The sequence below is a fragment of the Pseudolysobacter antarcticus genome, from assembly GCF_004168365.1.
GTDB lineage: Bacteria > Pseudomonadota > Gammaproteobacteria > Xanthomonadales > Rhodanobacteraceae > Pseudolysobacter > Pseudolysobacter antarcticus.
The window spans coordinates 3,579,682-3,606,431 of the sequence record NZ_CP035704.1 but is presented as its reverse complement, the minus strand read 5'-3'; the positions used below and the strand labels follow the sequence as shown (position 1 = coordinate 3,606,431).

Here is a 26,750-nt window from a genome sequence, read left to right as displayed (position 1 = left end):
CGCAAGTCTTGTAAATGCGATACTCGATATTCAAAAAAATACGACCGGGATAAATGAATGGCGGCGATTGGAATGTGTGGCACGTTTGATGTCGAGAACTACGGCGATCTGCTGTTTCCGCTGATCGCCGCGCACGAATTGCGCCAGCGTTTGCCGACGCCGGATTTGCAGAAATTCTCGTACTTTTCCAAGCGTGCTGCGCAATGGCCGTTCGATGTTGTGTCACTCACCGAATTTGCCGCTACGGTTGAAAATCTGGACGGCTTGATCGTCGGCGGCGGCCACATCATCCGTTTCGATCAAGACGTCGCGCCCGGATATTTGCCGCCGAATAACGATCTGCATCATCCGTCGAGTTTGTGGCTGATACCGATGCTGCTCGCGCTCGAACAAGGCCTGCCCGTGGTCTGGAATGCGCCCGCGGTGTATGGCGATATTCCGGCATGGGCTGCGCCGCTGCTCACGGCCGCATTGATCGGCAGCAAATACATCGCGGTGCGCGATGCAGCTTCGCGGCAAGCGCTGATGCCGTTTGCGCGCGATGCCGAAATCAACATCGTGCCGGACACGGTTTTTGGCATCGCCAACCTGCGTGATGAGAATATTTCGCGCGAGTGCGCGGCGCTGCGACAAGACATCGGCCTGCACAAACCTTATCTCGTGGTGCAAGCCACCGTCGGCCTCGATGCGATCGCACGCGTGCTGAAAAAACATGCCGCGACGTTTGCGGATTACCAGGTCTTGTTGCTGCCGATCGGCCCGGTTCTCGGCGACGCGGAAAAAAATATCGCACACGATTTTCCGACCGCATTGCGTTTGCCGCAGTGGCCGAATCCGCTGCTGCTGGCGGAGCTGATTGGAGGTGCAGAAGCGGCGATTGGTATCAGTCTGCATCTCGCCATCACCGCGTTGGCATACGGCGTGCCGGTGTTTCGGCCGCAACAATCGGCGCACGGAAAATACGGTTTGCTGGCCGATTTCGACACGATCCATCTGTTTGACAATAGCAGCGAAATCTCGCCGCAATGGCTGCAGCAGAAGCTCGGCAAAACCGCGCTATCGGTCGCGGTGCAAAAGGCGAATGCGGAATTGAAAGAGCACTGGGACAAGGTCGCCGCCGCGCTGAATTCGTCCATAACTCGCCGCGTGCCCGCCTGCATTCGCGAGCTTTGGCAAAAGTTGCCAAAAGCGATGGAGACCGATTTTGTATTCGAGAACAAACTCAGCCAAGCGCAAAACACGATTGGACATTTGCGCATCGAAGTGGCCGATCTGCGTAGCTCATTATCGTGGCGCGTAACGGCTCCGCTGCGCGCCTTGGCGAAGTTCATACAGCGCTTGCGCAACCAGCGCAGCACGCCCACGATCACAGCTCCGCACCAGACCAAATCTGTCGCCGCAATCGATATCGCCGCTGCCGGCGGCATCATGCAATTCGAGGCGATCGAAACCTGTGAACTTCGAAGCGAACCTTACGGCTGGGCGGCGGTGGAAGATTTGTATTCGGCGCAAAATGCCGCGGCTTTGGCCGATACATTTCCGCGTGATCATTACAAGGCAGTGAAGGGTTACGACGGCGAAAAAGATTACGGTTACGAGGCGCGTGAACTAGTCGCGATGGGCAGCAAGGCAATTTCCCACGCCGCTGATTTGAGCGTGGCTTGGCAACGACTTGCCGCTGACTTGCTGTCGCCGCGTTATCGCGCGGCGCTGAGCCGACTCAGCGGAATCGATCTGTCGAATTTGCAGATGGAAGCGAACGCATTCCATTACGGCCCCGGCGCGTGGCTCGGGCCGCATCTGGATCTGCGCGACAAGATCGTCACGCACGTTTTGTACTTCAACCCGTCGTGGAATATTGCCGACGGCGGCTGCCTGCAGATTCTGCGTTCCTCCAGCATGCGGGATGCTGCACACGTGGTCGCGCCGATCGTCGGCAGCTCGGCGCTGCTGGTGCGTTCCGATAAATCCTGGCACGCGGTATCACGCGTCGATCCGCGTTGCACCGAGTCGCGCCGCAGCGTGACCGTCACGTTCTATCGCGATCATTCAGTCAGCACGATGTGGCCGCCCGGCGATGCCACCCCGACCCACGATTACATCTGATCCGGTGCAAGCGCTGCTCCATTCGTTACGCCATGTTGCTGACCGAAACGCTCTACTGAATTTGCGCTGAGACATTGCCTGATATTGGGCGCGAGCTTTGCAGTGGGCGACGCGACGTGTCGTCGAGTTCTGTCCTAGTATCCGTCCCCGCGTTAACCAAGCTTCTCAAGTTCGGGTACCAGGAGTAGGGTGAACGCGCCCAGATCATTTCGCTCGTAGGCGTGGTTGATACGTCGAGCACCTTCACGCTACGGATGCCCAGGGCATGCGCTACTGGCTAGCCTATCTAGGGACGAGGGGATTTACCATGCGGGCCTCATATCAAACATTCGCGCGGATCGCGCTGCTGCTGATGGCTACGTTCGCCGTCGTCGACGTGGCGCAAGCGGCGGGACCCAACACGTGGGGCGCAGCCGGTTCGCTCGCGAACGCGCGCAGTGAACACACCGCAACGCTGCTGCCCTCGGGCAAATTGTTGGTGGTCGGGGGCTTTAGCAGCAATGGCGCTCGAACCAGCGCCGAGTTGTACGATCCGGCGACGAACCTGTGGAGCGCGGCTGGCTCGCTCACGAACGCGCGTTGTGTACATACCGCAACGCTGCTGCCCTCGGGCAAGGTGCTGGTGGTCGGGGGCAGCGGCATTGGCAACGCTCTCGCTAGCGCGGAGTTGTACGATCCGGCGCTGAACCTATGGAGTGCGGCTGGCACACTCACGACCGGACGCTATGGACACACCGCCACTTTGCTGACCTCCGGCAAGGTGCTGGTAGTCGGCGGCGATGACGAGAACGACAGCGATCTCGCCAGCGCCGAACGGTACGATCCGGCGACGAACACATGGAGCGCAGCCGGTACACTCTCGACCACGCGCTATGGACACACCGCCACGTTGCTGCCCTCGGGCAAGGTGTTGGTGGCCGGTGGCATCGGCACCAGCGCCGAGCGATACGATCCGGCGACGAACCTATGGAGCGCGGCCGGCGCGCTTTCGACCGCGCGCGGCGCACACACCGCCACTCTGCTGCCCTCGGGCAAGGTCTTGGTGGCGGGCGGTGGCAACGTCAGCGGCCCGCTCGTCAGCGCCGAGCTGTACGATCCGGCGTTGAATACCTGGAGCCTGGCTGGCACGCTCACCAACGCGCGCTATAACCACACCGCCACATTGCTGCCCTCGGGCAAGCTGCTGGTGGTCGGTGGCCAAGGCGTCAACCTCAGCTATCTCGCCAGCGCCGAAATGTACGATCCGGCGCTTAATACATGGAGCGCGGCCGGTACGCTTTCGACCGCGCGCCAATCTCACACCGCCACGCTGCTGCCCTCGGGCCAGGTGCTGGTGGCCGGCGGCAACAACGTAAGTGGTTTTCTCGCCAGCGCCGAGTTGTACGATGCGGCGTCGATCACATGGAGCGGGGCCGGCACACTCACGACCACACTCACGACTCCGCGCTATGCACATACAGCCACGTTGCTGCCCTCAGGAAAGGTGCTGGCGGTTGGCGGCTGTTGCTCTGATTCTACTGCGGTCAGCACCGACCTGTACGATCCGGCGCTGAATACGTGGAGCGTGGCGGGCAACCTCACGACCGGGCGCGATTCGCACACCGCCACGCTGCTGCCCTCGGGCAAGCTGCTGGTGGTTGGCGGCTTCGGCGCCAGTGGCGCCGAAGCCGCCGCAGAACTGTACGATCCGGCGACGAACCTATGGAACGCCGCTGGCGCGCTCGCGACCGCGCGCGGATCTCACACCGCCACGCTGCTGCCCTCGGGCAAAGTGCTGGTGGCCGGCGGCGGCTACATCGGCCCCAACGGCTTCGTCAATCTCGCCAGCGCCGAGCTGTACGATCCGGCGACGAACGCTTGGAGCGTGACCGGCACGCTCACGACCGGGCGCTATTCGCACACCGCCACGCTGCTGCCCTCGGGCAAGGTGCTGGTGGTCGGCGGCGCCGGCGTACAGTTCGTCGCGCTCGCAAGCGCCGAACTGTACGATCCGGCCACGAACCTATGGAGTGCGGCCGGCACGCTCACGACCGCGCGCATTTTACATACCGCCACGCTGCTGCCCTCAGGCAAGGTGCTAGTTGCGGGCGGCACCGCCGACGGCGAGAGCAGCTATCTCGCCAGCGCCGAGCTGTACGATCCGGCTACGAACTTATGGAGCGCTGCCGGCTCGCTCACGACCGCGCGCTTTTATCACACTGCCACCCTGTTGCCCTCCGGCAAGGTGCTGGCGGTCGGTCGCAACGGCACCGATTTCGGCGCAGAGCTGTACGATCCCGCGCTGAACGTATGGAGCGCGGCCGGCATGCTCGCGAATGGGCGCAGTGAACACACCGCGACGCTGCTGCCCTCGGGCCAGCTGCTGGTGGCCGGCGGCATCCACAACGGCGCTATTCTATCGAGTGCTGAGCAGGCCGATCCGGGCCTGGCCCCTGATCCAACCCGACAGCCGATACTGAGCGCGACCAACACGTTTTTGCTGCAGACCAGCGCGCTGGCTGCGACCGGTAGCGGGTTTTTGCCCAACTTCGAAGCCAGCGGCGGCGCGACGAATAGTTCGGCCACGAATATGCCGATGTTCCAGGTGCAGCGCCTCGACAACGAGCAGATGCGCTTCATAAGCAACGATGAAACGGTTAATTTCTCCAATACCAATTTCACCGGCACTGCCACGGCCTTTGCCGGATTTCCGGCCGGCCTGGTGATGGTGCGCACTTGGGTTAATGGCATCCCGAGCGCGGCGCGCTTATCGCGCTTGGCGACGCCCCCTGGCGGGGTCACCGCCACACCGACCGCTGTCGGGGCTGTCTTTCAGGCAACAGTGAATTTCAGTGTGCCGATTTCCGATGGCGGCGCACCCATCAGTTATACCGCGACCGCTACGCCGGGGGGTGCCACGGCATCCTGCTCGACGCCGTGCACGAGCATCTTGTTCAGTCCGATCGCCCCGGGCACGTATACGTTTACCGTCGTCGCCCACAATGCCGCGGGTGCCGCACCAGCATCGCCCGCTAGCAACAGCGTGCTCGTGACGCAGGCTACGATCACGACAATCACCTCAACGGCCACTTCCGTTGTTGGTCAAAGCTACGCGATCAATGTAACGGTAAGCGCGTCGTCGGGAACGCCGGACGGCACGGTGAGCGTGTCGGACGGCACGACGAGCTGCGGACCGGCCACGCTTTCGGGCGGCAGCGCCTCTTGCAACATCACTTGGGTTGCGCCTGGCAACTATTTCCTTACCGCCACCTACACACCAGGCAGCGGCAGTGGGTTTGCTGCGAGCATTACCTCACCGTTGTCGCACACGGTGACCAAGGGCAATACGACAGTGGCAGTGATGCCGGCGTCGGGCAGCGTCACCGTGGGTACTCCATACACGGTGAATGTGTCGGTTAGCCCGACTAGTCCCGCAGCGGGCGTGGCTGGCGGCAGTATCAGTGTCAGCGATGGCACGGGTGACACCTGCACCGTCGCCAGTTTGAACAACGGTGCAGGCACGTGCCTGCTCACTCCCACCAGCACCGGCAACAAGACGATTACCGCTAGCTATTCCGGAGATGCCAATTTCATCGGCAGCAGCGGTAGCGCCAGCGTGACCGTCAATCCGCCGTCGAGCAACACTGCGCTGGTATCGGGCACGAACCCGAGCACATTTGGCCAGAGCGTCACGTTTATCGCCACAGTGACGGGCGCGACACCCACCGGCACGGTGACGTTCAAGGACGGCACCAATGCCATTGTCGGATGCAGCGCGGTCGCGTTCACTGGCGGCACCAGTAACAGTCCGGTCGCAGTATGCTCGACCTCGGCGCTGAGTGGCGGAACGCATGGCATTACTGCGGTCTACAGCGGCGACGCATCCAATATGAGTTCTACATCGTCGAGCGTGTCGCAAACCGTGAACGGGGCGACGCCGACGACGACGATATTGTCTACGACTTGCATGACCACTTTCGTGGGAAACCAGCCCTTCACGCTGACGGTTCACGTGAGCGGCGCGACGCCTACCGGCACGGCAACGTTCAAGAACGGGGCGACGGTACTCTGCAGCGCTGTAGCCCTGAGTTCTGCGAGTGCGAGTTGCACTGTCAGCACGCTGGCCGTGACGGGCTCGGATACTCAGGATCATTACAACCTCATGGCAAACTACGGCGGCGACAACAACAATGCGCCCAGTGTTTCGGGGCCGCTTGCAGTGACCGTGCTGAACGCCGGCGACGTTATCTTCCGCAACAATCTGGAAACGATCACAGCGGCGCTGTGCCCGATCGAATAATCGACGGGCCGATCACTTTTGTGTTCAGTTAGGATAGCGACCCGATAGCCCGGCGGGTCAGAGCGAATCATCTGCAAAATTGCCGACTATTGCCCCTCGAAACCGTTCGCAAAAATCACGTCGCTGCAGATTGTCGCCGGTGCGATCAGCGCCGGATTCGCGGCGATACTTGCATCGGCCGTGGTAGCGCCGGCGGTGTTCGGGCCGCCAGCCGCTCCCCACCAGTTATGCGCAAACAGATTCGGGTTCGGCACGCTCGATCCTTGCGCCAGAATATATACGCCACCGCCGGAATTGAGCAGGCAGTTGTCGCGCGAATCGAGGGCAGGCAAGTTGGCGTTGGCAGCGCTGCTGTTGTTGATGAAACTTGCGGTAGTGCCGCTGCCCGAACCGAAGAATCGAATCGATCGGCCCGATCCGGCGATCCAGTTGCGTGCTACCAGCGTGCTCGCCGATCCGAGATCCATCGAAACACCGTACGAGCCGTTGCCGAGGATCGCAGTGCCGGTGGCATTCATGCCGATAAAGTTGCCGATCACCGCGTTATCGTGGGTGCCGTTCGATCCATTGATGTCTACGCCGGTGAAGCTGTTTCCCGAAATCACGTTGCGCGCCGACGCCGCATTCTGGCTGCCGTCGTTGCCGATGATATTGCCGAAAACACTGCTGTTCGAACCCAGACTCACGCCGAAGAAATTCGCGATCGCCACGCTGCCGGTCACATCCGTGCCGATGTAATTGCCTGCGACACGATTGCCTTGCGCGCCGACCACCATCGTGATTGCGCCAGCGCCGTTGAAGGTAAATCCGGAAATGATATTGCGCATCAGCAGCGGATCGCCAATGCCATCCCAGCCGATGAAATTTCCGCTGGCCGGCCCGGGACTGGCGCTGATATTCACGCCGTCCGCCGCGCCCTGGCCGCTCATCGCCAGCGTGCCGGTGACATCGGTGCCGATGAAGTTGCCGGAGATGCGATTGCCGCTCAACGCGGTGCCACGCGTGTTGACCTGGCCGTACTGGTTGCCGGAAATCAGATTGCGCGCGAAATAGCTTTTTGCCGTTCCGTCCGAGCCAATAATGTTGTTCGACGAACTATTGATATCGACGCCGCGCAGATTGGCCATGTTCGAGGTGCCGCTGGCATCGGTGCCGATCAGATTGCATTCCACGCGATTGCCGTTGCTCTGGAAAATATTGATCGCGGCATTGAAATTGAAATTGTTGCCGCTGTTGTTGTTGAAACCGTTCATCACCAGGCCGCGAATCGTGCTGCCGCCGGAACCGGGGTTGAGGCCAAGGCCGCTATATGCGCCGTTGCTCGGGCTGCGGATTTCCACGAGCAAGGTCGGCGGCCATACGCTGCAACTGGCCCCAGGTTGGCTCAGGCCGTCGACGATTACCGGCTTGGTGAAGGCTGGCAATTGGCTCGTGATGTCGATCTCTTGCAGCCCGGCGCCGGCGATATTGAAACTAATCGTGGTCGGCGCACCGCTGCCGCTGAAAACACAGCCGTGATACGACGCCTGAGCATTGGTCGCGACGATCGCCTCGCGAAAGGTGCAGATCGCATCATTGCTGTCGGCATCTTCGGTTGCACCAACGACGATGCTGCTGGCGGCTATCGCGCTGCTGGCCATGCTGCTTGCGCCAAGCGCAAAAACGACGGTGCCGAGGACGGAAGTCAAACGAGGTAAACGCAACATGAGGATCTCCCAATCAGTGAATGAATGCCGCCAGGCGCTGTTTTTTGCTTGATGGCGTGCTCAGGGAGAAATAAACGCGAAACGCGGGAAAAACCTATCAGACGAATTTACTATCGGTGCCGATATTTTTTTAGGCCACGATTCACGTCGGAAAAAGCTGGCTCTGCGGCGCGATCTGATCGGTATCGACAAAGTTAGACAAACCCACGCCGACCAGACGAAACAGACGAGTGCCGGAATCATCGACGCGCTGGCGCAAGTCACACGCAGTATCGGCAATTTCCTGCGCGCTGATCGGCGGCGTGGCTGGGGTAAAACTGCGCGTGATCAGGTGAAAGTCGGAGGTCTTGAGTTTCAGCACCACGGTGCGCGCGGTGCGGCCACTTTCGATACCGCCTTTCCACGTGCGTTCGGCGAGGCGGCGGATGGTCGGCTCCAGCGCTTCGAGCGGCTGATCCTGCTCGAACGTATCTTCGGCCGATACCGATTGCGTCGGTCGTTCGACATGCACTTCGTTGTGATCGATGCCGTGCGACAACTCGCGCAGACGCCGACCCCACCGGCCGAAATGCGCTTCGAGCATCGTCCCCGGCGTCGCGCGCAATTCGCCGACCGTGTTCAGGTCTAGCGCCTTGAGTCTGGCTTCCATGACCTTGCCGACGCCATGCAGGCGACCGACCGGCAAGGGCGTGAGAAAGTCGAGCACGTGCTCGGGGCGGATCACGAACAAGCCATTCGGTTTGCGCCAGTCCGACGCGATCTTGGCGAGAAATTTTGCCGGCGCCACACCCGCCGAAGCGGTCAATCCGGTTTCGGCAAAAATTTCGGCGCGGATAGTTTTGGCAACCGCCGTCGCGCTGCTATGACCGGTGAGATTCTGCGTGACATCCAGATACGCTTCATCCAGCGACAGCGGTTCGACCAGCGGTGTATGGCGCAGCATGATCTCGCGCACCAGTTTTGATGCCGCGCGATAACGCACGAAATCCGGCGGCACGAAGATCGCATCGGGGCACAGGCGCTCCGCGCGTATCGCCGGCATCGCCGAGCGGATGCCGAATTTCCGTGCCTCATACGATGCCGCGCAGACCACCGAGCGCGGCCCGCGCCACGCGACGACGAGCGGACGACCGCGTAATGATGGATCGTCGCGTTGCTCCACCGACGCGTAAAATGCATCCATGTCGACATGCAGAAATTTTCGGATGAATTCGGACACGGAAGAATCGCGCAAGCACGGAACGGCTGGCGCTACTCTAGTTGAAATATCGGACGCACGCGCAGCGCCGTTGCGACGGATTATTTTCGCAACAAATACGTCAGCGAATCAGGCGCGACACTTGCCGAGCCCGAGTCGCTGGGCAAAGTGCTATCGAAATCGCACGCTCAATGGCGCGCGTCGTAACCGGTTGCGGCATGTTGCTGCAGGCGAGATTTTGACTCCGATCCGGCGTGCACATGATCGCTGTTCGGATCCGAGCAAACGCTGCACAGGCGCGCTTGTTCCTGCGCCAGCAGACGCTCCATCAAGGCGATGAACGTGCTGAGCTGCGAGTTTTCCGGATCGCTGGCGAGTTCCGCGCGCGCGCAGCGAATGTAATCGCCCATGCGCTTGAGCGAGCGGATTTCGTGGAGGGCTTGCTGTGCTTCTGGTTTCATGGATTCGTACCGATAGGGGGCGACAAGACCGCGCGATAGTTGCTTCTCCTGCAGGTAATCCAGTCCGTTCCGTTGGCAGCGCAGGCAGATTCAGGTTGCGCGTTATCCGCGCGGTGCGCAGTGGGCAAACGGCGCGAGGTTTTGTAGGAAATTTGCCATATCTCGTTGTCAGCGCCGGTCGCTGCCGGCCGCGGTTGCTACAGCGAAAGACGCGATGCCGCAACGGACTGTGTGTGATCGACGCCGTGATAACTGGAAACACCGCGGTTTAGTCTGTACGGTGGCGCACATACGTACTGCGCGGCGGACGTTATCATTGAGGTGATAAATTCGTCGTGCTGCATTCGACGCCCACCGTTGTCGAGCTACCGTCATGCCGCTTGCGCGAACGAATCCCAAACAAAACCATCTGCTCGGCGCGATTCCCGAAACAGAATGGGAGCGTTTTGCGCCGCATCTCACGCCGATCGTGATGACGCTCGGCGATGTTATCTACGAATCGGGCAGCGACCAGCCGTACGTCTACTTCCCGACTGATTCGATCGTCTCGCTGCTGTATGTGATGCAGGATGGTTCCTCGGCAGAAATCGCGATCGTCGGCAACGAAGGGTTGGTTGGCATTTCGCTGTTCATGGGCGGTGGCACGACGCCGAGTCGGGCGGTCGTGCAAAGCGCCGGACATGCGTTTCGCATGAAAGCCCAGTTCATTCGCGACGAGTTTTTTCTCGCCGGGCCGGTGCAGCAGCTTTTCCTGCGATATACCCAGGCCTTGCTGACGCAGATGGGGCAGACCGCAGTCTGCAATCGGCATCACAGCGTCGATCAACAACTCTGCCGCTGGCTGCTCATGAGCCTCGATCGACTTTCGTCCAACGAACTCGCGATGACGCAGGAATTGATCGCCAACATGCTTGGTGTGCGCCGCGAGGGCGTCACCGAAGCGGCCGGCAAGCTGCAGCGTGCGGGCGTGATCGAATACAACCGCGGTCGCATTCGTGTGCTCGATCGCAAGCGTCTGGAAAGCCGCGCGTGCGAGTGTTACGCGGTCGTGCGCAAGGAGTTCATGCGCTTGCTGCCGTGGGACAACGGCCAGCCGGCCACAATCCCCAAAACCTAGACAAAAAACAGACACCCCGCGTCTCTGAAGCCTTGCGCTGACAGCCGCTATCGCTTGAGTGGCGGCGCTATGTTCGCTATCGGACAGACGACGCACCACTTTCACGGCATGCTCGGGCCCGTTCGGCGAGTGCCGGGCACTTCATCTCATCGGATTCGACAGCGGACGAACGTGACAATTCTTCCTTGCCAGCTGCTGGGCCCACGCCCGTGCTGTCAGGAGAGTCACATGTCAATCAAGCCACGCGGCACCACATCGAATCGATTGCTTGCTGCGCTGCCGGCAAAGGATCGAGATCACTTTCTCGCTGACTGCACCTCGATCGATCTGCCGTTGGGCAGCATCCTGCATGAAGAGGGCGATCGCATCCGCCACGTGTATTTTCCGATTGATAGTTTCATCTCGATGCTGACGACGGTCGATGGCCACTCCACACTGGAGGTCGGCATGGTCGGCAACGAAGGTATGTGCGAGCACGCGCCGATTCTCGGCGGCACGATTGCGCCGCTGCGCGCACTGGTGCAGGGCGCCGGTGCGACGTGGCGTATCGAAATCGCGGCCTTTCGTCGTCAACTCGAAAGCGCGCCGTTGTTGCGTCAAATCCTGAGCCGGTACGTGAATGTGCTGATCCGCCAGCTTGCGCAAACCGCGGCGTGCACGCGTTTCCACGTGGTCGAAAAACGCCTCGCGCGCTGGCTGCTGATGACTCAGGATCGCGCCCATGCGGATTCGTTTGTCGTCACCCAGGAGTTTCTTGCCTTCATGCTCGGTGTGCGCCGCGCCGGCGTCACCAAGGCGGCGGGAATGCTGCAATCGGCGGAGCTGATTCAATACAGTCGTGGCGACATGACGATACTCGATCGTAATCGTCTCGAAGCTGCGGCGTGTGCGTGCTACCAGTTTGATCTCGATATCTATCAACGTGGATTGTTCGAGCGAACCAGGAAATAACGCGGCGTCAATTGCGCCGGCCCGATCACTGAAGCAGCCGTAAAAAACGCGACGGGGCTTTTACAGAAATTGATCGAGCGTATGCGCGCTACCGCACGGTGAAGCTATCCTGGTCGGCGTATATCTGATCCCTCGCGGTTCGGGGCTAGTCGGATGAAATATCTTGTTGCCATCGCAGCATCGTTTCTGTTGTTTTCCGCTGTAACGCAGGTCTTCGCCGCCGATGGTTACGTGCTCGGCGATGTGAACCTGCGCGCCGGCCCGGACTCCAGCTATCCGAGTGTGACGATGCTGAGCGCCGGCACGCCGGTTGCGATCCAGGGCTGCGTCGACGGCTGGTCGTGGTGCGATGTGGCCGCCGGCAACGATCGTGGCTGGGTCGCTGGCAATTTCCTGCAGGAGGATTATCAGGGGCAACGCGTTCTGGTGCCCGACTACGGTGTTCGCATCGGCATTCCGATCGTCGGTTTCGTGTTCGGCACGTATTGGGAAAACAATTATCGCAACCGACCGTGGTATGGCGGGCGCGAGCATTGGAGTCAAGTCAGGCCGCAGTACCGGCCGATCGCGTTGCATGCGGATCCGCGCGGACATCCGCACGACGATTCAAACCGAAATCGTCCCGAGGATTTGCGTTCGGCACATCCGCCCGAGCACACGGGCAATGTGCAACCCAGGCAGGCAGCGGTTGTTGCCGCTGCGCCCTCCAACCCACGCCCACTGCCGGGTGCGACCGTGCCGCAGCATCCACTGGCAGCGCCGCCTCATCCGCGGAAGCCAGAAGACCATCGCCCAGCCGAGCCTGTAGCGGGAATGGCCAAGGCTGCGCCCGTGCAGAGAGCAGCGCCGCCGCCGAAGGCGATCGTCGAAGGCAAACCTGCGCCGGCAAGCCTCCCGAAAAAAGAGCCGCCGGCAAAATCAGAGCCGGAACACGAAGATGGCAAAGACAAAAAACAACACTGACGTTGCGCGCTGCGTTCGCGCCTCGCCGCCTGCAGCGCATCGACGATGAGCACGATCAAAGCGGATCGGTGATCGGAATGAACTGAGGAGGCGACTACTCGCCATCCACGGGGATCTGTCTGGCGCGTGGCGCGGCAACTTGGCAAAGGAGACGAGAATGGGATTCTTGACGGCAACAGTTCATTCGAACGCACTGGCGACAGCACGAGATATCGTCGTCTTGCACGATTTCATCGCGGTAGAGGACGCCTGCAGAAACATACGCAGCGATCTCATCCGCATGCTGATCCGGCCGATCCAGCAGACAGACATGGCAGCGGACCAGAGTTTGATCGAACATCTGTCGCGCGGTTCCTTATGCTGTCGTTTTGTCGGTGAGTTGAAACCGCACGGCGACGATCTTTTCCGGCAGCTGGTCGATAGCGAGCATCCCGACGAAGTCGTGCTTGTTGCGCATGCGTTCGTCGACGGCGCGGCGCGCACGATCGGTTCGGCGCATCTGAGTTTGCGCCAGGATCGAACCTGCGACTTTGCCGTGGTCGTCTGCAGTGAGTGGCGACATACCAGCGTAGGCGTATTGCTTGCCAAACGCATCATCGACAGTGCGCTGGCGCGCGGTCTTGGATCGATGCACGCGATCGAAGCGGCGGGCGAGGATTTGCTGCGTGAATTCGCCCGGTTTCTCGGATTCAAGAATGGCCCCGTATTTCCTTGCGACACGAATTGGCCATTGCAGCAATACGAGGAGATGTTCATGCGGCGCGTGCTGTTCATGAAACAGCTTTGGCTAGGCTGATTATTTTCCGGCTGCGCATGTCTGCGCATGCATTTGCGATCGAGAGCACATAACCCGTCGGTCTCTCATGCGATAAGGAGTTCCGGTATTCCGCACCATCCCCCTGTTGGGGCGGGTGCCGGTTGAAAAGCTGCTCCCTGAGCAGCTTTTCTTTGTCTGAGGTTTGGCTACGGATTTAGCGTGGCCCACTGTTATTCATTAGTATCAAAGTTGCAGGGGATCAGGCGAAAGTGGTGCGCGTTTGATCCCCGCAAGCCGCAGCTTTTCGCGCAAAAGCGTACAAGCTAACAGCGCTGAAAAACGACTTTTTACCGGGATTTCCGGTCTGGCGATGGCCGTTCAGGTTTCTTGCAGGGTAGCGCTCGCTAAGCTTTCCGTCGCAATCAACCAGCCAAGGAAACAGCGTGTCGATTTTCCGAACTTACCTGCGTGTCATCGGACTGCTTGCGCCCGAAAAAATGCTCGCGATTTTGCTCGCGCTGGCGAACCTCGTGCTCGCCGGAATCTATTTCATCGAGCCGGTATTGTTCGGCAAGGTCGTTGACGCGCTCAGCACACCGAGCAAGCAAGGTGCAATGCACATGATCGTATTGTGGGCACTCGCCGGATTCAGCGGCGTGATCGCGAGTGTGTGGGTTTCGCTGCATGCCGATCGGCTCGCGCATCGGCGCCGGCTCGCGGTGATCTCGTCGTTTTTCGAGCACGCCATTTCGCTGCCGCTGGCCTTCCATGGCGAGAACCACACAGGTCGCCTGCTGCGCATCATGCATGCCGGCAGCAGCAATCTGTTCACGCTGTGGCTGAGTTTTTTCCGCGACCATCTCGCCACCTTGTTGTCGATTCTGGTGATGGTGCCGATCGCGCTGTACATGAACTGGAAACTCGCGCTGCTGATGATCGGATTGATGATCAGTTTTGCGGTGTTCAACGCTGTGGCGATGCGCCGCACGCACAAGGCGCAAGGTGAGGTAGAAGAACTGCATCATGAAATTTCCACGCGTGCTGGTGACGTCTTTGGCAACGTGCTCGTGGTGCAGAGTTTCACGCGACTGGCAGCCGAAGTATCGAGCCTCAAGGCGATGATGCAGCGTGTACTCGCCGCGCAATATCCAGTGTTGAAAGGCTGGGCGATTTTGTCGGTGCTGAATCGTGCCGCGAGCACGTTGACGATCGTCGCGATCTTCGCCCTCGGCGCCACGCTGAATGGCAAGGGTGAAGTGTCGGTCGGCAATATCGTCACGTTCGTCGGTTTTGCACTGATGCTGATCGGCCGCCTCGAACAATTTTCCGGTTTCATTTCCAGCCTGTTTTTCCAGACCCATTCGCTCAGTGATTTTTTCAAGGTGCTGGATACGCATCCGGCGATCATGGAAAAACCCGATGCTCTCGATCTGAAAAAAGCGCGCGGTGAAATCGCGTTCGAGCACGTCACGTTCGGTTTTGAAGCCGAGCGTGATGCGGTGTGCGATCTGAACTTCCGCTCGCCTGCCGGCAGCACGATTGCGCTGGTCGGCCCGACCGGGGCCGGCAAGACCACGGCGCTGAGTTTGCTTTATCGCGCCTACGATCCGCAGCACGGACGCATCACCGTGGATGGTGTGGATTTGCGCGATGCAAGCTTGGTTTCGTTGCGCCGGAATATCTCGGTGGTGTTCCAGGATCCGGGTCTGTTCTATCGCTCGATTCTCGATAATTTGCGTGTCGGCAAACCCGATGCGGATATCGAGGAAATCGTCGCTGCGGCGCAGGCGGCCGAAGCGCACAGCTTCGTATCGGGTAAGGTCGAAGGTTACGAAACGCTGGTGGCGGAGCGCGGTCGTTCGTTATCAGGCGGCGAGCGCCAGCGTCTGGCGATTGCGCGCGCGATGCTCAAGGATGCGCCGATCCTGATTCTCGATGAAGCCACCAGCGCGCTCGACAATGGCACCGAAGCGCGTATCCAGCGCGCGCTGAACAAGCTCACCAAAGGCCGCACAACGTTTGTCATCGCGCATCGTTTGTCGACGGTGCGTAATGCCGATTTGATCCTCGTGCTCAACGAAGGCCGTCTGGTCGAACAGGGGCGTTATCACGAGCTCGTGGCGCAGGGTGGATTGTTCGCCGAGCTCGCCAACCAGGGACAGTTCGCGCCCGACGCGGTCGAGGAAGAAAGCGTCGAATCGGTCGATGTCGTCGAACGTGAACTCGCACATACCTAAGTTTGCAGCGCGTCGACTTGTGATGTTTCGGCCCGTCAGTGCCGCCGCGCGCGGTACTGACTTTCAGCACTGGTTCGCATTTGCTATCGCGTTGAAAGTGAGCGCCCCGGATATGCCGCCCGGCATATCTTCCATGGAGAGATGAAGCATGCACGCTTTGCCGATGAAACCTTTGATCCTTGCCGTTGCGATTGTTTTCGGCATGGGTATTTATGCGCCGGTTCGCGCTGCCGCCGATGTGCCGACGCGTGTGAAAGCGCTGAACGATCTGCTCGGCGAGCAGTGGCAATACACGCTCAAGGAAGCGCCCGAGTTTGCAACGATTCTTGGTGATCTGCGCTACAACGACAAGTGGAGCGATCAGACGCTGGCACATGCGCAGCAGCAGAAAAAAGACGCGCAAGGTTTTCTCGCGCGCTTCAAGGCGATCGACATCAACGGTTTTGCCGATCAGGATCGGCTCAATCAGCAATTGATGGTGCGCCAGTTGCAAGACAACATCCGTGGCACCGACTTGAAACTCAATGAAATGCCGCTCGATCAGTTCGGTGGTGCGCATTTGCAACTGGCGCAATTCGTCTCGGCGATACCGTTCGAAAACACCAAGAATTACGAAGATTATCTGACGCGTCTGAATAACGTGCCGCGCTTGTTCGATCAGATGATCGAGGTGCTCAAGCAGGGCGAAAAAGATCACCTGATGCCGCCGCGTTATCTGCTCGAAAAAGTGGTGACGCAGTGTCAGTCGATCGCGGAACCTGCGGGCGAAGCCAGCGTGTTCGGCCATGCCGTGGCGAAATTTCCCGACGCGGTGCCCGAGGCGGATCGCAAGCGCCTGCACGATGCGATTATTGCCGCGGTCGATAGCAAAGTGCGCCCGGCGTATCGCAAGCTCGCTGATTTTGTCGCCAAGGATTACGCGCCGAAAGGCCGCACCGATCCAGGTCTGTGGTCGTTGCCGAACGGGGATGAACTGTACAAATTCGCGATCGAGCAGCAGACCACGACCAACAAATCGCCGCAGGAAATCCACGAGCTTGGCCTGAGCGAAGTCAAGCGCATCGAAGGCGAGCAGCTCAAGATTGCGCAGAAGCAGGGCTACAAGGATCTCAAGAGTTTCCGCGCGGCAATGGCTGCCGATCCGAAGACGCACGCGAGCTCGCGCCAGCAGATTGTGGATCTGTACAAAAAATACATCGCACAGATGCAGCCGAAGTTGCCCGAGTTGTTCGGCTTGTTGCCGAAGACCCAGGTCGAAGTTTTGCCGGTGCAGGAATACCGCGAGAAGGAAGCCAGCGGCGCTGAATACAACCAGGGTACGCCGGATGGCAAACGTCCGGGCCGTGTTTACGTGAATACCAGCGACTTTGCCAATCGCACCATTCTCAATATCGAATCGACCGCCTATCACGAAGGCGTGCCGGGCCATCACATGCAGATTTCGATTGCGCAGAGTTTGGCTGATCTGCCGCCGTTCCGTCGGCAGGCCGGTTACACCGCGTATATCGAAGGCTGGGCGCTGTATGCCGAGCGGCTCGGCGAGGAAGTCGGCTTCTATCAGGATCCGCTGAGTTTCTACGGTCATTTGTCGGATGAACTGTTGCGCGCGAATCGCCTCGTGCTCGATACCGGTGTGCATTACAAGCATTGGACGCGGCAGCAGATGGTCGATTTTTTCCACGAGCATTCGTCGCAGGACGAACCCGAAGTGCGGGCCGAAACCGATCGCTATATCGTGCTGCCCGCTCAGGCGCTGGCCTACAAGATCGGCCAGCTGAAGATTCTCGAATTGCGCGAGCGGGCGAAGAAAACGCTCGGCGCCAAGTTCGATATCCGTGCCTTCCACGACCAGATATTGAACGGCGGTGCGTTGCCGCTTGATGTGCTCAGTGAGCGCATCGACAGCTGGATCGCCACGGTGAAGTAGCCGCAATCGAGGCTGCAACGTTCTTCGTTGTCGCAAGCAAAAAAGCCGCGCCTCTACTGTCGCGGCTTTTTTTATGGGCGCGGAATGGCCCGTTCGTTGCAATCGACTCGGAAGTAAATCGCCTCAGCACGATTTCATTACGCGTAATGCTGTAAAACTCATGGCAGGCCCGAAAAATTTGAGCTGTGTCGCCGGTGCCGTCCACGCAATTTGCAATCCTGCCTTGTGCAAATTGCATGCTGCAACTTCCGCATATTCGTAATCCGCGCAGCGCTTTCAAACATCCCACTTCGAATTCGAGTGCCCGTGAATCCAAAAGTGAATCCAAAAAAGAGTCACGATCCCATTGCCATTCTGCGCAGAACTTTTCGTTATTTTCGCGCGCGCTGGCACCACCGAGTGGCGAAAAAGAAACCGCCGAACGCACCGCCGTTGCGCGCCGAATTGTTCAGCATGGCGCAGATGGAAGCGCATGGTCGCAAACTCGCGCAGAGTCATCGTGTGCGTTTTGGCAAGGCACCGGATCAATTGCTCGCGCGCCTCACATCCAACGAACGCGCGTTGCTCGAAGCCTGCGAACTGTTGTCAAAAGCGGTGGCGTCGGGTCGCCAGATCACGCCGGCGGGCGAGTGGATGCTCGACAATTTTTATCTGATCGAGGAACAGATCAATACCGCGCGGCGCCATTTGCCGAAAGGTTATAGCTGGGAATTGCCGCAGCTCAGTGAAGGCGCGTCGCGCGGCCTGCCGCGTGTCTACGACATCGCGCTCGAAACCATTGCGCACAGCGATGCGCGTGTCGATGGCGAAAGCATCCGGCGCGTGGTGGCGGCTTATCAGAAGATCAGCCCGTTGACGCTGGGTGAACTGTGGGCGATTCCGATCATGCTGCGACTCGCGCTGATCGAGAATCTGCGCCGCGCCGCGGATCGCACCGCCGCCGGTCGGCGCGAGCGCAATATCGCGATCTCGTGGGCTACGCGCATGATCGATGCGGCCGAGAACGATCCGAAAAACCTCATCCTCATCACCGCCGACATGGCGCGCTCGAATCCGCCGATCGACAGTCCATTCGTCTCCGAACTCACGCGACGTTTGCAGGGCCATGGATCGACGCTCGCCTTGCCGCTGACGTGGATGCAGCAGCATTTGGCCGAGTCCGGTCTGAGCATCGAGCAACTGGTGCAGTCCGGCCAGCAGGGCCAGGCCGCGGATCAGGTCAGCGTGAGCAACAGCATCGGCAGCCTGCGCTTTCTCGGGGTGATGGACTGGCGCGAATTCGTCGACGCGATGAGCCTGGTCGAGCAGACATTATGTGAGGATCCCGCCGGGATTTATGCCGCGATGGATTTCGCCACGCGCGATAATTATCGACACAAGATCGAGGCGCTTGCCAATCGCTGCGCACTCAGTCAGGGCGAGATCGCGCGGCACGCGATCGATCTTGCGAAAGCCGCAGCCGCCGCCGACGAGCGCGCACGGCACGTCGGATTTTATCTGATCGATGATGGCTTGCTGTTGCTGCAACGTGCAATTTCGGCGCGTATCGGCTTATTCCGCTGGCTGCAACGCAGCGCCAAACGCATGCCGGTTTTCGGTTATCTCGGCAGCATCGCGGTGATGACCGCGTTGTTGAGTTTTTTCGTGTTGCATCCGGCGCTCGATCACTCCGTTGCGGGCTGGCGATTGCTGCTGATATGCGTGCTGGTGGTGATTGGCGTGAGTGAACTTGCGGTTGCGCTGATCAACTGGCTCGCTACGCGCATGGCCACGCCGCAACCGCTGCCGCGTATGGATTACAGCCAGGGTTTGCCGGCCGGCGCACGTACGCTGGTGGTGGTGCCGACCATGCTCAGCGATATTGCCGGCGTGCATGAATTGATGCTCGGACTGGAAGTGCGTTTTCTCGCCAATCGCGATCGCCAACTGCATTTTGCGTTGCTCACGGATTTCACAGATGCGCCGACTCAGAGCATGCCGCAGGATGAGATTTTGCTGCAACTCGCCTCGACGCGCATCAACGAGCTCAACGAGAAATATGGCGACGGCAAGAACGAAACCTTTTTCTTGTTGCACCGGCCACGATTGTGGAACGAGCGCGAGCGCACGTGGATGGGCGTGGAGCGCAAACGCGGCAAACTCGGCGATCTGAATGCGCTGCTGCGCGGGCACGCTGGCGATCGCTTTTCGTTGATCGTCGGCGACATCACGCCGCTGCAGCAGGTCAAATACGTCATCACGCTGGATACCGATACGCAACTGCCGCGTGACACCGCGCGCGAGTTTATCGCCACACTGATGCATCCGCTGAATCGCGCCGTGCACGATCCACGCAGCGGTCGCGTCATCGCCGGCTATGGCATTCTGCAACCGCGCGTGGCGGTAAGTTTGAGCGGCAGTAATCGTTCGCGTTATGCGCGATTGCACAGCGGCGATTCGGGTGTTGATCCGTATACGCGCGCTGTTTCCGACGTGTATCAGGATCTGTTTGACGAAGGCTCGTTCATTGGCAAGGGCATCTACGATGTCGATGCGTTCGAGCGGGCGCTGAACGGACGTTTCCCCGACAACCGCATCCTCAGCCATGATTTGCTCGAAGGCAATTACGCGCGCTCGGGCCTGCTCAGTGATGTGCAGTTGTACGAGGATTATCCGTCGCGTTACAGCAGCGACGTGAAACGCCGGCACCGCTGGATTCGCGGCGACTGGCAGATCATGGCGTGGCTGTTGCCGTGGGTGCCGAGCACGGCGGGCAAGTACGAGCGCAATCCGTTGTCGTCGTTGTCGCGCTGGAAAATCCTCGACAATCTGCGTCGCAGCTTGGTGCCGCTGGCCTTGGTCGGCATGTTCGTGGTTGGTTGGACGCTGTTTTCATCGGCTTGGTTTTTAACCGCGGCGGTGCTCGGAATTTTGTTGATTCCGGCGATCTTCATCAGCGCTCTCGACCTGGTGCAAAAACCCGCGGAGACAAAATTGCTGGCGCATTTGGCCAGCGCGGCGAGCGCCGCTGGACTGCATTTTTTCAAGGCGGCGTTCCTGCTCGCGTGCCTGCCATACGAGGCGTACTACAACTTCGATGCGATCGTGCGTACGTTGCTGCGAATGTTTGTCACGCGCCGAAATCTGCTTGAGTGGCAGGAGTCGAACGTGCAGAACGCCGCGCCGCAAGAAGGTGTCATCAACTCGTTGCGCACGATGTGGATCGCACCAATATTGGCTGTGGTTTTGGCGATCGTTTTGCAGCGTCCGCATCCGCACGCGTTGCTGGTTGCTGCGCCGATCTTGCTGCTATGGCTGCTTGCACCAGTGTGGGCGTGGTGGTTGTCGCGACCACTGCAACGAGGTGAATCGAAAATCTCTACGCAGCAGGCGCAGTTTCTCGGTGAACGCGCGCGCCGCACTTGGGGATTTTTCGAGCATTTTGTCAATGCCGACGAAAACTGGTTACCGCCGGATAATTTTCAGGAACAGCCGTTACGCGTGACTGCGCATCGCACCTCGCCGACCAATATCGGCATGGCTTTGCTCGCGAATCTCGCGGCTCACGACTTCGGTTACATCACCGCCAGCCAGTTGCTCGCGCGCACGAGCGCGACGTTTGCGACGATGCAACGACTCGAACGTTATCGCGGCCATTTCTACAATTGGTACGACACGCTCGATCTGCAGCCATTGCAGCCGATGTATATCTCGACGGTCGACAGCGGCAATCTCGCCGGACATCTGCTGACCTTGCGTCCCGGCCTGTGTGCGCTCATGCACGAACCGATTCTCGCGCGCCGTTGGAGCGGCGGCCTGCGCGATACGTTCGGCTTGCTGAGCACAGCGTGCAGCGATACGCCATCGGGTTTACTGGCGGAGTTCGCACAAACGCTCGCCGTCTGCGAAGCCATGCCGCCGCCTGCGCTGATCGAGGTGCGCACGCAATTGGAAAATCTCACGCAAATCGCGACTCAGCTCGAATCCGAATTTGTCGGCGAAGCGCGCGAAGAAACCGTACGCTGGTCGTGTGCACTCGCAGCGCAATGCCGAGGATTGCTCGAAGAACTGGATCGACTCGCGCCATGGAGCGCGATGCCGACAGCGCCTGCGGCGTTGTCCGATCTGCTGCCGCATTCCGGTATTCCATCATTGCACGAAATCGCCGAATGGCAGGGTCGACTCGCGCCGCAAATCCAGCAGCATCTGCAGGATCCGGACAGCAGCGACGAAACGCGTATCTGGTTGAATACCTTGTCGGAAAAACTCGATGCAAGCGCGGCGCAGGCGCATGAACGTGCGCAAGCGATCGACAAACTCGCCACCCAGTGCAGCGAGTTCGCGCGTATCGAATACGATTTTCTCTACGACGAGACACGCCATCTTTTATCGATCGGCTACAACGTCAACGAGCGCCGCCTTGATGCGAGTTTTTACGATCTGCTCGCGTCCGAAGCGCGCCTGTGCAACTTCGTCGCGATCGCGCAAGGCCAGTTGCCGCAGGAAAGCTGGTTCGCGCTCGGGCGCCTGCTCGCGACCGCAGAAGGTGAGCCGATGCTGCTGTCGTGGAGCGGCTCGATGTTCGAATATCTGATGCCGCTGCTCGTGATGCCGACCTATACCAACAGCCTGCTCGACCAGACTTATCACGCAGCCGTGCAGCGCCAGATCGAATATGCGCGCAAGCGTGGCGTGCCGTGGGGTATTTCCGAATCCGGTTACAACACCGTCGATGCGGCGATGAATTATCAGTATCGTGCGTTCGGCGTGCCGGGCACCGGACTCAAGCGTGGCCTGGCCGAGGATCTGGTGATTGCGCCGTACGCAACGGCGCTCGCGTTGATGGTGGAACCGGAGCTTGCGTGCAACAACTTGCAGCAACTCGCCGCGGCCGGCTTTGAAGGCGCCCACGGTTTTTACGAGGCGATCGACTACACCCCTGCGCGTGTGCCACGCGGCCAGAACAGCGCGATCGTGCGTTCGTACATGGCACATCATCAGGGCATGAGCCTGTTGTCCTTTGCCTACCTGCTGCTCGATCAGCCGATGCAGAAACGTTTTGCATCCGATCCGTATTTCCAGGCGACTTTATTGCTGCTGCAGGAACGCATTCCGAAAGCGACCGGTTTTTTTGTGCAGCCGGTGGGTCTTGCCGACATCCGCGAAAGCAGCGCCGGCACGCCGATGCCGATCCGAATTCTCAGTGGTCAAGATACGCCGCTGCCGGAAGTACAACTGCTGTCGAACGGTCGTTACCACGTCATGGTCAGCAATGCCGGCGGCGGTTACAGCCGCTGGAAAGATCTCGCGGTCACGCGCTGGCGCGAAGACGGCACGTGCGATAGCTGGGGCAATTTCTGTTATCTGCGCGATATCAGCACCGGCAACACGTGGTCGACATCGTTGCAGCCGACACTCGCGCGCGCCGAAACCCAGGAAGCGATTTTCTCCGAGGCACGTATCGAATTCCGTCGCCGCGATGGCGAGTTCGAAACCCATACCGAGATCGTGGTGTCGCCCGAAGACGATATCGAATTGCGCCGCGTGCGCATCATCAATCGATCACGCAGCCGACGCAGCATCGAGATCACCAGTTACGGCGAAGTGGTGCTCGCGCCGGCGATGGCGGACGACGCGCATCCGGCGTTCAGTAACCTGTTTGTGCAGACTGAGATCGTGCCGAATCGGCGCGCGATTCTGTGCACACGCCGGCCGCGCTCGCTGAGCGAGCAGGTGCCGTGGATGTTCCATCAGATGGCGGCGCACGGCGCCAAAGTCGATGAAATTTCCTACGAAACCGATCGCCTGAAATTCATCGGTCGCGGCAATACCGCGGCCGATCCGCAGGCGTTGAAATCGTTCGGCGCGCTCGGTGGCGGACAAGGTTCCGTGCTTGATCCGATCGTCGCGATTCGTCATCGCATCACGCTCGAAGCCGAGCAATCGGTGGTCGTGGATATCGTCACGGGCGCGAGCGAAACCCGTGACGGATGTCTGGGGCTGATCGAAAAATATCAGGATCGCGGACTCGCTGATCGCGTGTTCGAACTCGCGTGGACGCATAGCCAGGTGGTGTTGCGTCAGATCGACGCGACCGAATCCGACGCGCAACTCTATGCGCGCATGGCCAGCTCGATCATCTACGCCAATGCCTCGCTGCGCGCGGATGCGAGCATCATCGCGAGCAATCGGCGCGGCCAGTCGGGCTTGTGGGGTTATGCGATTTCCGGCGATCTGCCGATCGTGCTCGTGCAGATTCACGACATCGGCAATATCGATCTGATCCGGCAGATGGTGCAGGCGCATACGTATTGGCGCCTGAAAGGTCTGGCGGTCGATCTGGTGATCTGGAACGAAGAGCAGGCCGGATATCGGCAGTCGCTGCAGGATCATATCGTCGGCATGATCGCCGCCGGCGTCGGTGCGAGCGTGATCGACAAACCCGGCGGAATTTTCGTGCGCCACGCCGACCAGATCGCGAGCGAGGATCGCATTCTTCTGCAATCGGTCGCGCGCGTGATCATCCGCGACGATGTCGGAACTCTCGCCGAGCAGATCAATCAACGCGGCTCGATCGAGGCGCGCATGCCGCGCTTCAAGGCCAATACTCTGGCGCGTATCGACGGCACGCCGCTGCAGCAATTGCGCCGCGACGATCTGTTGCTGGAAAACGGCAGCGGCGGATTTTCTGCGGACGGGCGCGAGTACGTCATCGTCACGACGCAAGCGCAGCGCACGCCGTTGCCGTGGGTCAACGTGCTCGCGAATCCGCAATTCGGTTGCGTGATTTCCGAAAGCGGGCAGTCGTATACCTGGAGCGAAAACGCGCATGAATTCCGGCTCACGCCGTGGCAGAACGATCCGGTCAGCGACAGCGCTGGCGAGGCGGTTTATCTGCGCGACGAGGACAGTGGACATTTCTGGTCACCGACGCCGCTGCCGAGTTGTGGCGTGTCGAACTACATCACGCGGCACGGTTTCGGCTACAGCATTTTCGAACATGTCGAGCAGGGCATCCAGAGCGAGTTGTGCGTGTATGTCGCGCACGATGCGCCGATAAAATTCCTGCGCCTGCGTCTGCACAACCAGAGCGGTTACGCGCGGCGTTTGTCGGCCACGGGTTATGTCGAATGGGTGCTCGCGGATTTGCGTGCGCGCTCGGCGATGCATGTATTCAGCGAAATCGATACCGAGACCGGCGCGTTGTTCGCGCGCAATGCCTACAACATGGAATTCGCCGATCGCGTGGCGTTTTTCGATGTCGACGATTCCACACGCACGCTCACGTGCGACCGTGCGGAGTTCATCGGTCGCAACGGCAGTTTGCGCAGTCCGGCGGCGATGCGTCGCTTGCGCCTTTCCGGCAAGACCGGCGCCGGGCTCGATCCGTGCGCCGCGATCCAGACCGTATTCGAGCTTGGTATCGATGACGAGATCGAAGTGGTTTTCCGCCTCGGCGTGGGTCGCAACGCGCAAGAAGCGCGTGAAGTCGTGCGGCGTTTTCGCAAGCCCGCCGCCGCGCTCGATGCGCTCGAAACGGTTGAGAAATATTGGCAGGAAACGCTCGGCACGGTGCAGATCAATACACCGGATATCGCGCTAAACGCGCTGACCAACGGCTGGCTCGTGTATCAGGTGATGGCGTGCCGGTTGTGGGCGCGCAGTGGTTATTACCAGTCGGGTGGTGCGTTCGGATTCCGCGACCAGTTGCAGGACGCGATGGCGCTCGTGCATGCCGCACCGCAGTTGCTGCGTGCGCAGATTGTGCTCGCCGCGTCACGCCAGTTTCCCGAAGGCGATGTGCAGCATTGGTGGCATCCGCCGGCGGGCCGTGGCGTGCGCACACGTTGCTCGGATGACTACCTGTGGTTGCCGCTGGCGACATTGCGTTATGTGCAGGCGACCGGCGATTACGCGGTGCTGGACGAAGTGATCGGATTCATCGAAGGCCGGCCGGTGAATGCGAACGAGGATTCGCATTACGACTTGCCGATACCGAGTGCACAGACCGCGGATTTGTATACGCATTGCGTTCGCGCGATCGAGCACGGCTTGCGTCTGGGTGAACACGGTTTGCCGCTGATGGGCACCGGCGACTGGAACGATGGCATGAATCTGGTCGGTTTCAACGGCAAGGGTGAAAGCGTCTGGCTCGGTTTTTTCCTGTATCAGATCCTCGATCATTTTCCGCAGGTCTCGCGTCGGCGCAATGATGAAACTTTTGCTAAACGTTGCATCGATGCATCGGCCAAGCTGCGCGAAAACCTCGAACAACATGCGTGGGACGGCGAATGGTATCGCCGTGCGTATTTCGATGACGGCGCCGCACTCGGTTCGTCGGCCAACGACGAATGCCGCATCGATTCGATCGCGCAGAGCTGGTCGGTTTTGTCCGGTGCGGGCAGCGCCGAACGCCGCGCCCAAGCGATGCAATCCTTGTATACGCATCTCGTGCGCAAGGATCTGCAACTGATCCAGTTGCTCGATCCACCGTTCGACACCGGCAAGATGGATCCCGGATACATCCGCGGTTATGTTCCGGGTGTGCGCGAAAACGGTGGCCAATACACCCATGCCGCGGTGTGGGCGACGATGGCATTTGCCGAGCTCGGCGACAGCGCGCGCGCGTGGGAATTGTTCGACATGATCAATCCGATCAACCACGCGCTGACCGCAGCGCAGGTGGATGTGTACAAGGTCGAACCGTATGTCGTCGCAGCGGATGTCTACGCGCGCGAACCGCACGGCGGTCGCGGCGGTTGGACTTGGTATACGGGTTCGGCGGGCTGGTTGTATCGGCTGATTCTGGAATCACTTCTCGGCCTGCGCATCGACGGCGGGCGATTGCATTTGCGCCCGCATCTACGCGACGACTGGCAGGAATTCACCTTGCATTACACCCATGCCAGCACGCGGTATGTGATCGCGGTAAATCGTGTCGCACCGATGCAGGCCGGCGGCGTGAGCCTGGATGGCGTAATGCAAACCGATGCCAGCGTGCCGTTGCTCGATGATGGCCTCGAACACGCGGTGCAGGTTTATGTGGCGCGCTCTGCGAGCTGAGCGCCG

The 26,750-nt window shown here is 60.0% G+C and carries 12 protein-coding genes; 9 read left to right on the top strand and 3 right to left on the bottom strand.

What is annotated here, in order from left to right:
* Positions 1–57: 57 nt before the first annotated feature.
* The gene (locus tag ELE36_RS15455; protein ID WP_129834843.1) at positions 58–2,106 is read left to right on the top strand and encodes a polysaccharide pyruvyl transferase family protein; all 2,049 of its coding nucleotides are present in this window, start codon (positions 58–60) and stop codon (positions 2,104–2,106) included.
* A 307-nt stretch (positions 2,107–2,413) separates the two neighbouring features.
* Positions 2,414–6,385 carry a Kelch repeat-containing protein gene (locus ELE36_RS15450; protein ID WP_165371636.1) on the top strand — a complete coding sequence of 1,324 codons (3,972 nt, stop codon included), beginning with the start codon at positions 2,414–2,416 and terminating at the stop codon, positions 6,383–6,385.
* A gap of 86 nt (positions 6,386–6,471) precedes the next feature.
* Here ELE36_RS15450 and ELE36_RS15445 read toward each other — a convergent pair whose 3' ends face one another.
* The 3 genes from ELE36_RS15445 to ELE36_RS15435 form a co-directional block, all read right to left on the bottom strand.
* The gene (locus tag ELE36_RS15445; protein ID WP_129834839.1) at positions 6,472–8,091 is read right to left on the bottom strand and encodes a hypothetical protein; all 1,620 of its coding nucleotides are present in this window, start codon (positions 8,089–8,091) and stop codon (positions 6,472–6,474) included.
* 142 nt (positions 8,092–8,233) lie between these two features.
* On the bottom strand, positions 8,234–9,310 hold the full coding sequence (gene dinB, locus ELE36_RS15440; protein WP_129834837.1) for a DNA polymerase IV: 1,077 nt from the start codon (positions 9,308–9,310) through the stop codon (positions 8,234–8,236).
* Positions 9,311–9,477: 167 nt separating this feature from the next.
* Entirely contained in the window at positions 9,478–9,750 is a 273-nt protein-coding gene (locus ELE36_RS15435; RefSeq protein ID WP_129834835.1) for a hypothetical protein, read from the bottom strand.
* Positions 9,751–10,123: 373 nt separating this feature from the next.
* Here ELE36_RS15435 and ELE36_RS15430 point away from each other — a divergent pair, with 373 nt between their 5' ends.
* The 7 genes from ELE36_RS15430 (at position 10,124) to ELE36_RS15400 (ending at position 26,744) form a co-directional block, all read left to right on the top strand.
* On the top strand, positions 10,124–10,867 hold the full coding sequence (locus ELE36_RS15430; RefSeq protein ID WP_129834833.1) for a Crp/Fnr family transcriptional regulator: 744 nt from the start codon (positions 10,124–10,126) through the stop codon (positions 10,865–10,867).
* A 228-nt stretch (positions 10,868–11,095) separates the two neighbouring features.
* Positions 11,096–11,818: a Crp/Fnr family transcriptional regulator gene (locus ELE36_RS15425; RefSeq protein WP_129834831.1), complete on the top strand. Its 723-nt coding sequence runs from the start codon at positions 11,096–11,098 to the stop codon at positions 11,816–11,818.
* Between the two features lie 153 nt (positions 11,819–11,971).
* Entirely contained in the window at positions 11,972–12,781 is an 810-nt protein-coding gene (locus tag ELE36_RS15420) for an SH3 domain-containing protein (protein ID WP_129834829.1), read from the top strand.
* A gap of 157 nt (positions 12,782–12,938) precedes the next feature.
* Entirely contained in the window at positions 12,939–13,577 is a 639-nt protein-coding gene (locus tag ELE36_RS15415) for a GNAT family N-acetyltransferase (RefSeq protein ID WP_129834827.1), read from the top strand.
* A gap of 404 nt (positions 13,578–13,981) precedes the next feature.
* Positions 13,982–15,775, top strand: coding sequence for a glucan ABC transporter ATP-binding protein/ permease (locus ELE36_RS15410; RefSeq protein ID WP_129834825.1), 1,794 nt, complete (start codon positions 13,982–13,984; stop codon positions 15,773–15,775).
* A 148-nt stretch (positions 15,776–15,923) separates the two neighbouring features.
* Positions 15,924–17,702 (top strand): DUF885 domain-containing protein, encoded by a 1,779-nt coding sequence (locus tag ELE36_RS15405; protein ID WP_129834823.1) that lies wholly within the window; start codon positions 15,924–15,926, stop codon positions 17,700–17,702.
* 399 nt (positions 17,703–18,101) lie between these two features.
* Positions 18,102–26,744: a glycoside hydrolase family 94 protein gene (locus ELE36_RS15400; RefSeq protein ID WP_242512282.1), complete on the top strand. Its 8,643-nt coding sequence runs from the start codon at positions 18,102–18,104 to the stop codon at positions 26,742–26,744.
* The last annotated feature ends 6 nt before the right edge of the window (positions 26,745–26,750 follow it).

Coding starts and splice junctions, on each gene's coding strand:
- ELE36_RS15445 (WP_129834839.1), bottom strand. CDS start 8,091: ATGTTGCGTTTACCTCGTTTGACTTCCGTCCTCGGCACCGTCGTTTTT.
- ELE36_RS15415 (WP_129834827.1), top strand. CDS start 12,939: ATGGGATTCTTGACGGCAACAGTTCATTCGAACGCACTGGCGACAGCA.
- ELE36_RS15455 (WP_129834843.1), top strand. CDS start 58: ATGGCGGCGATTGGAATGTGTGGCACGTTTGATGTCGAGAACTACGGC.
- ELE36_RS15405 (WP_129834823.1), top strand. CDS start 15,924: ATGCACGCTTTGCCGATGAAACCTTTGATCCTTGCCGTTGCGATTGTT.
- ELE36_RS15450 (WP_165371636.1), top strand. CDS start 2,414: ATGCGGGCCTCATATCAAACATTCGCGCGGATCGCGCTGCTGCTGATG.
- ELE36_RS15435 (WP_129834835.1), bottom strand. CDS start 9,750: ATGAAACCAGAAGCACAGCAAGCCCTCCACGAAATCCGCTCGCTCAAG.
- ELE36_RS15420 (WP_129834829.1), top strand. CDS start 11,972: ATGAAATATCTTGTTGCCATCGCAGCATCGTTTCTGTTGTTTTCCGCT.
- ELE36_RS15425 (WP_129834831.1), top strand. CDS start 11,096: ATGTCAATCAAGCCACGCGGCACCACATCGAATCGATTGCTTGCTGCG.
- ELE36_RS15430 (WP_129834833.1), top strand. CDS start 10,124: ATGCCGCTTGCGCGAACGAATCCCAAACAAAACCATCTGCTCGGCGCG.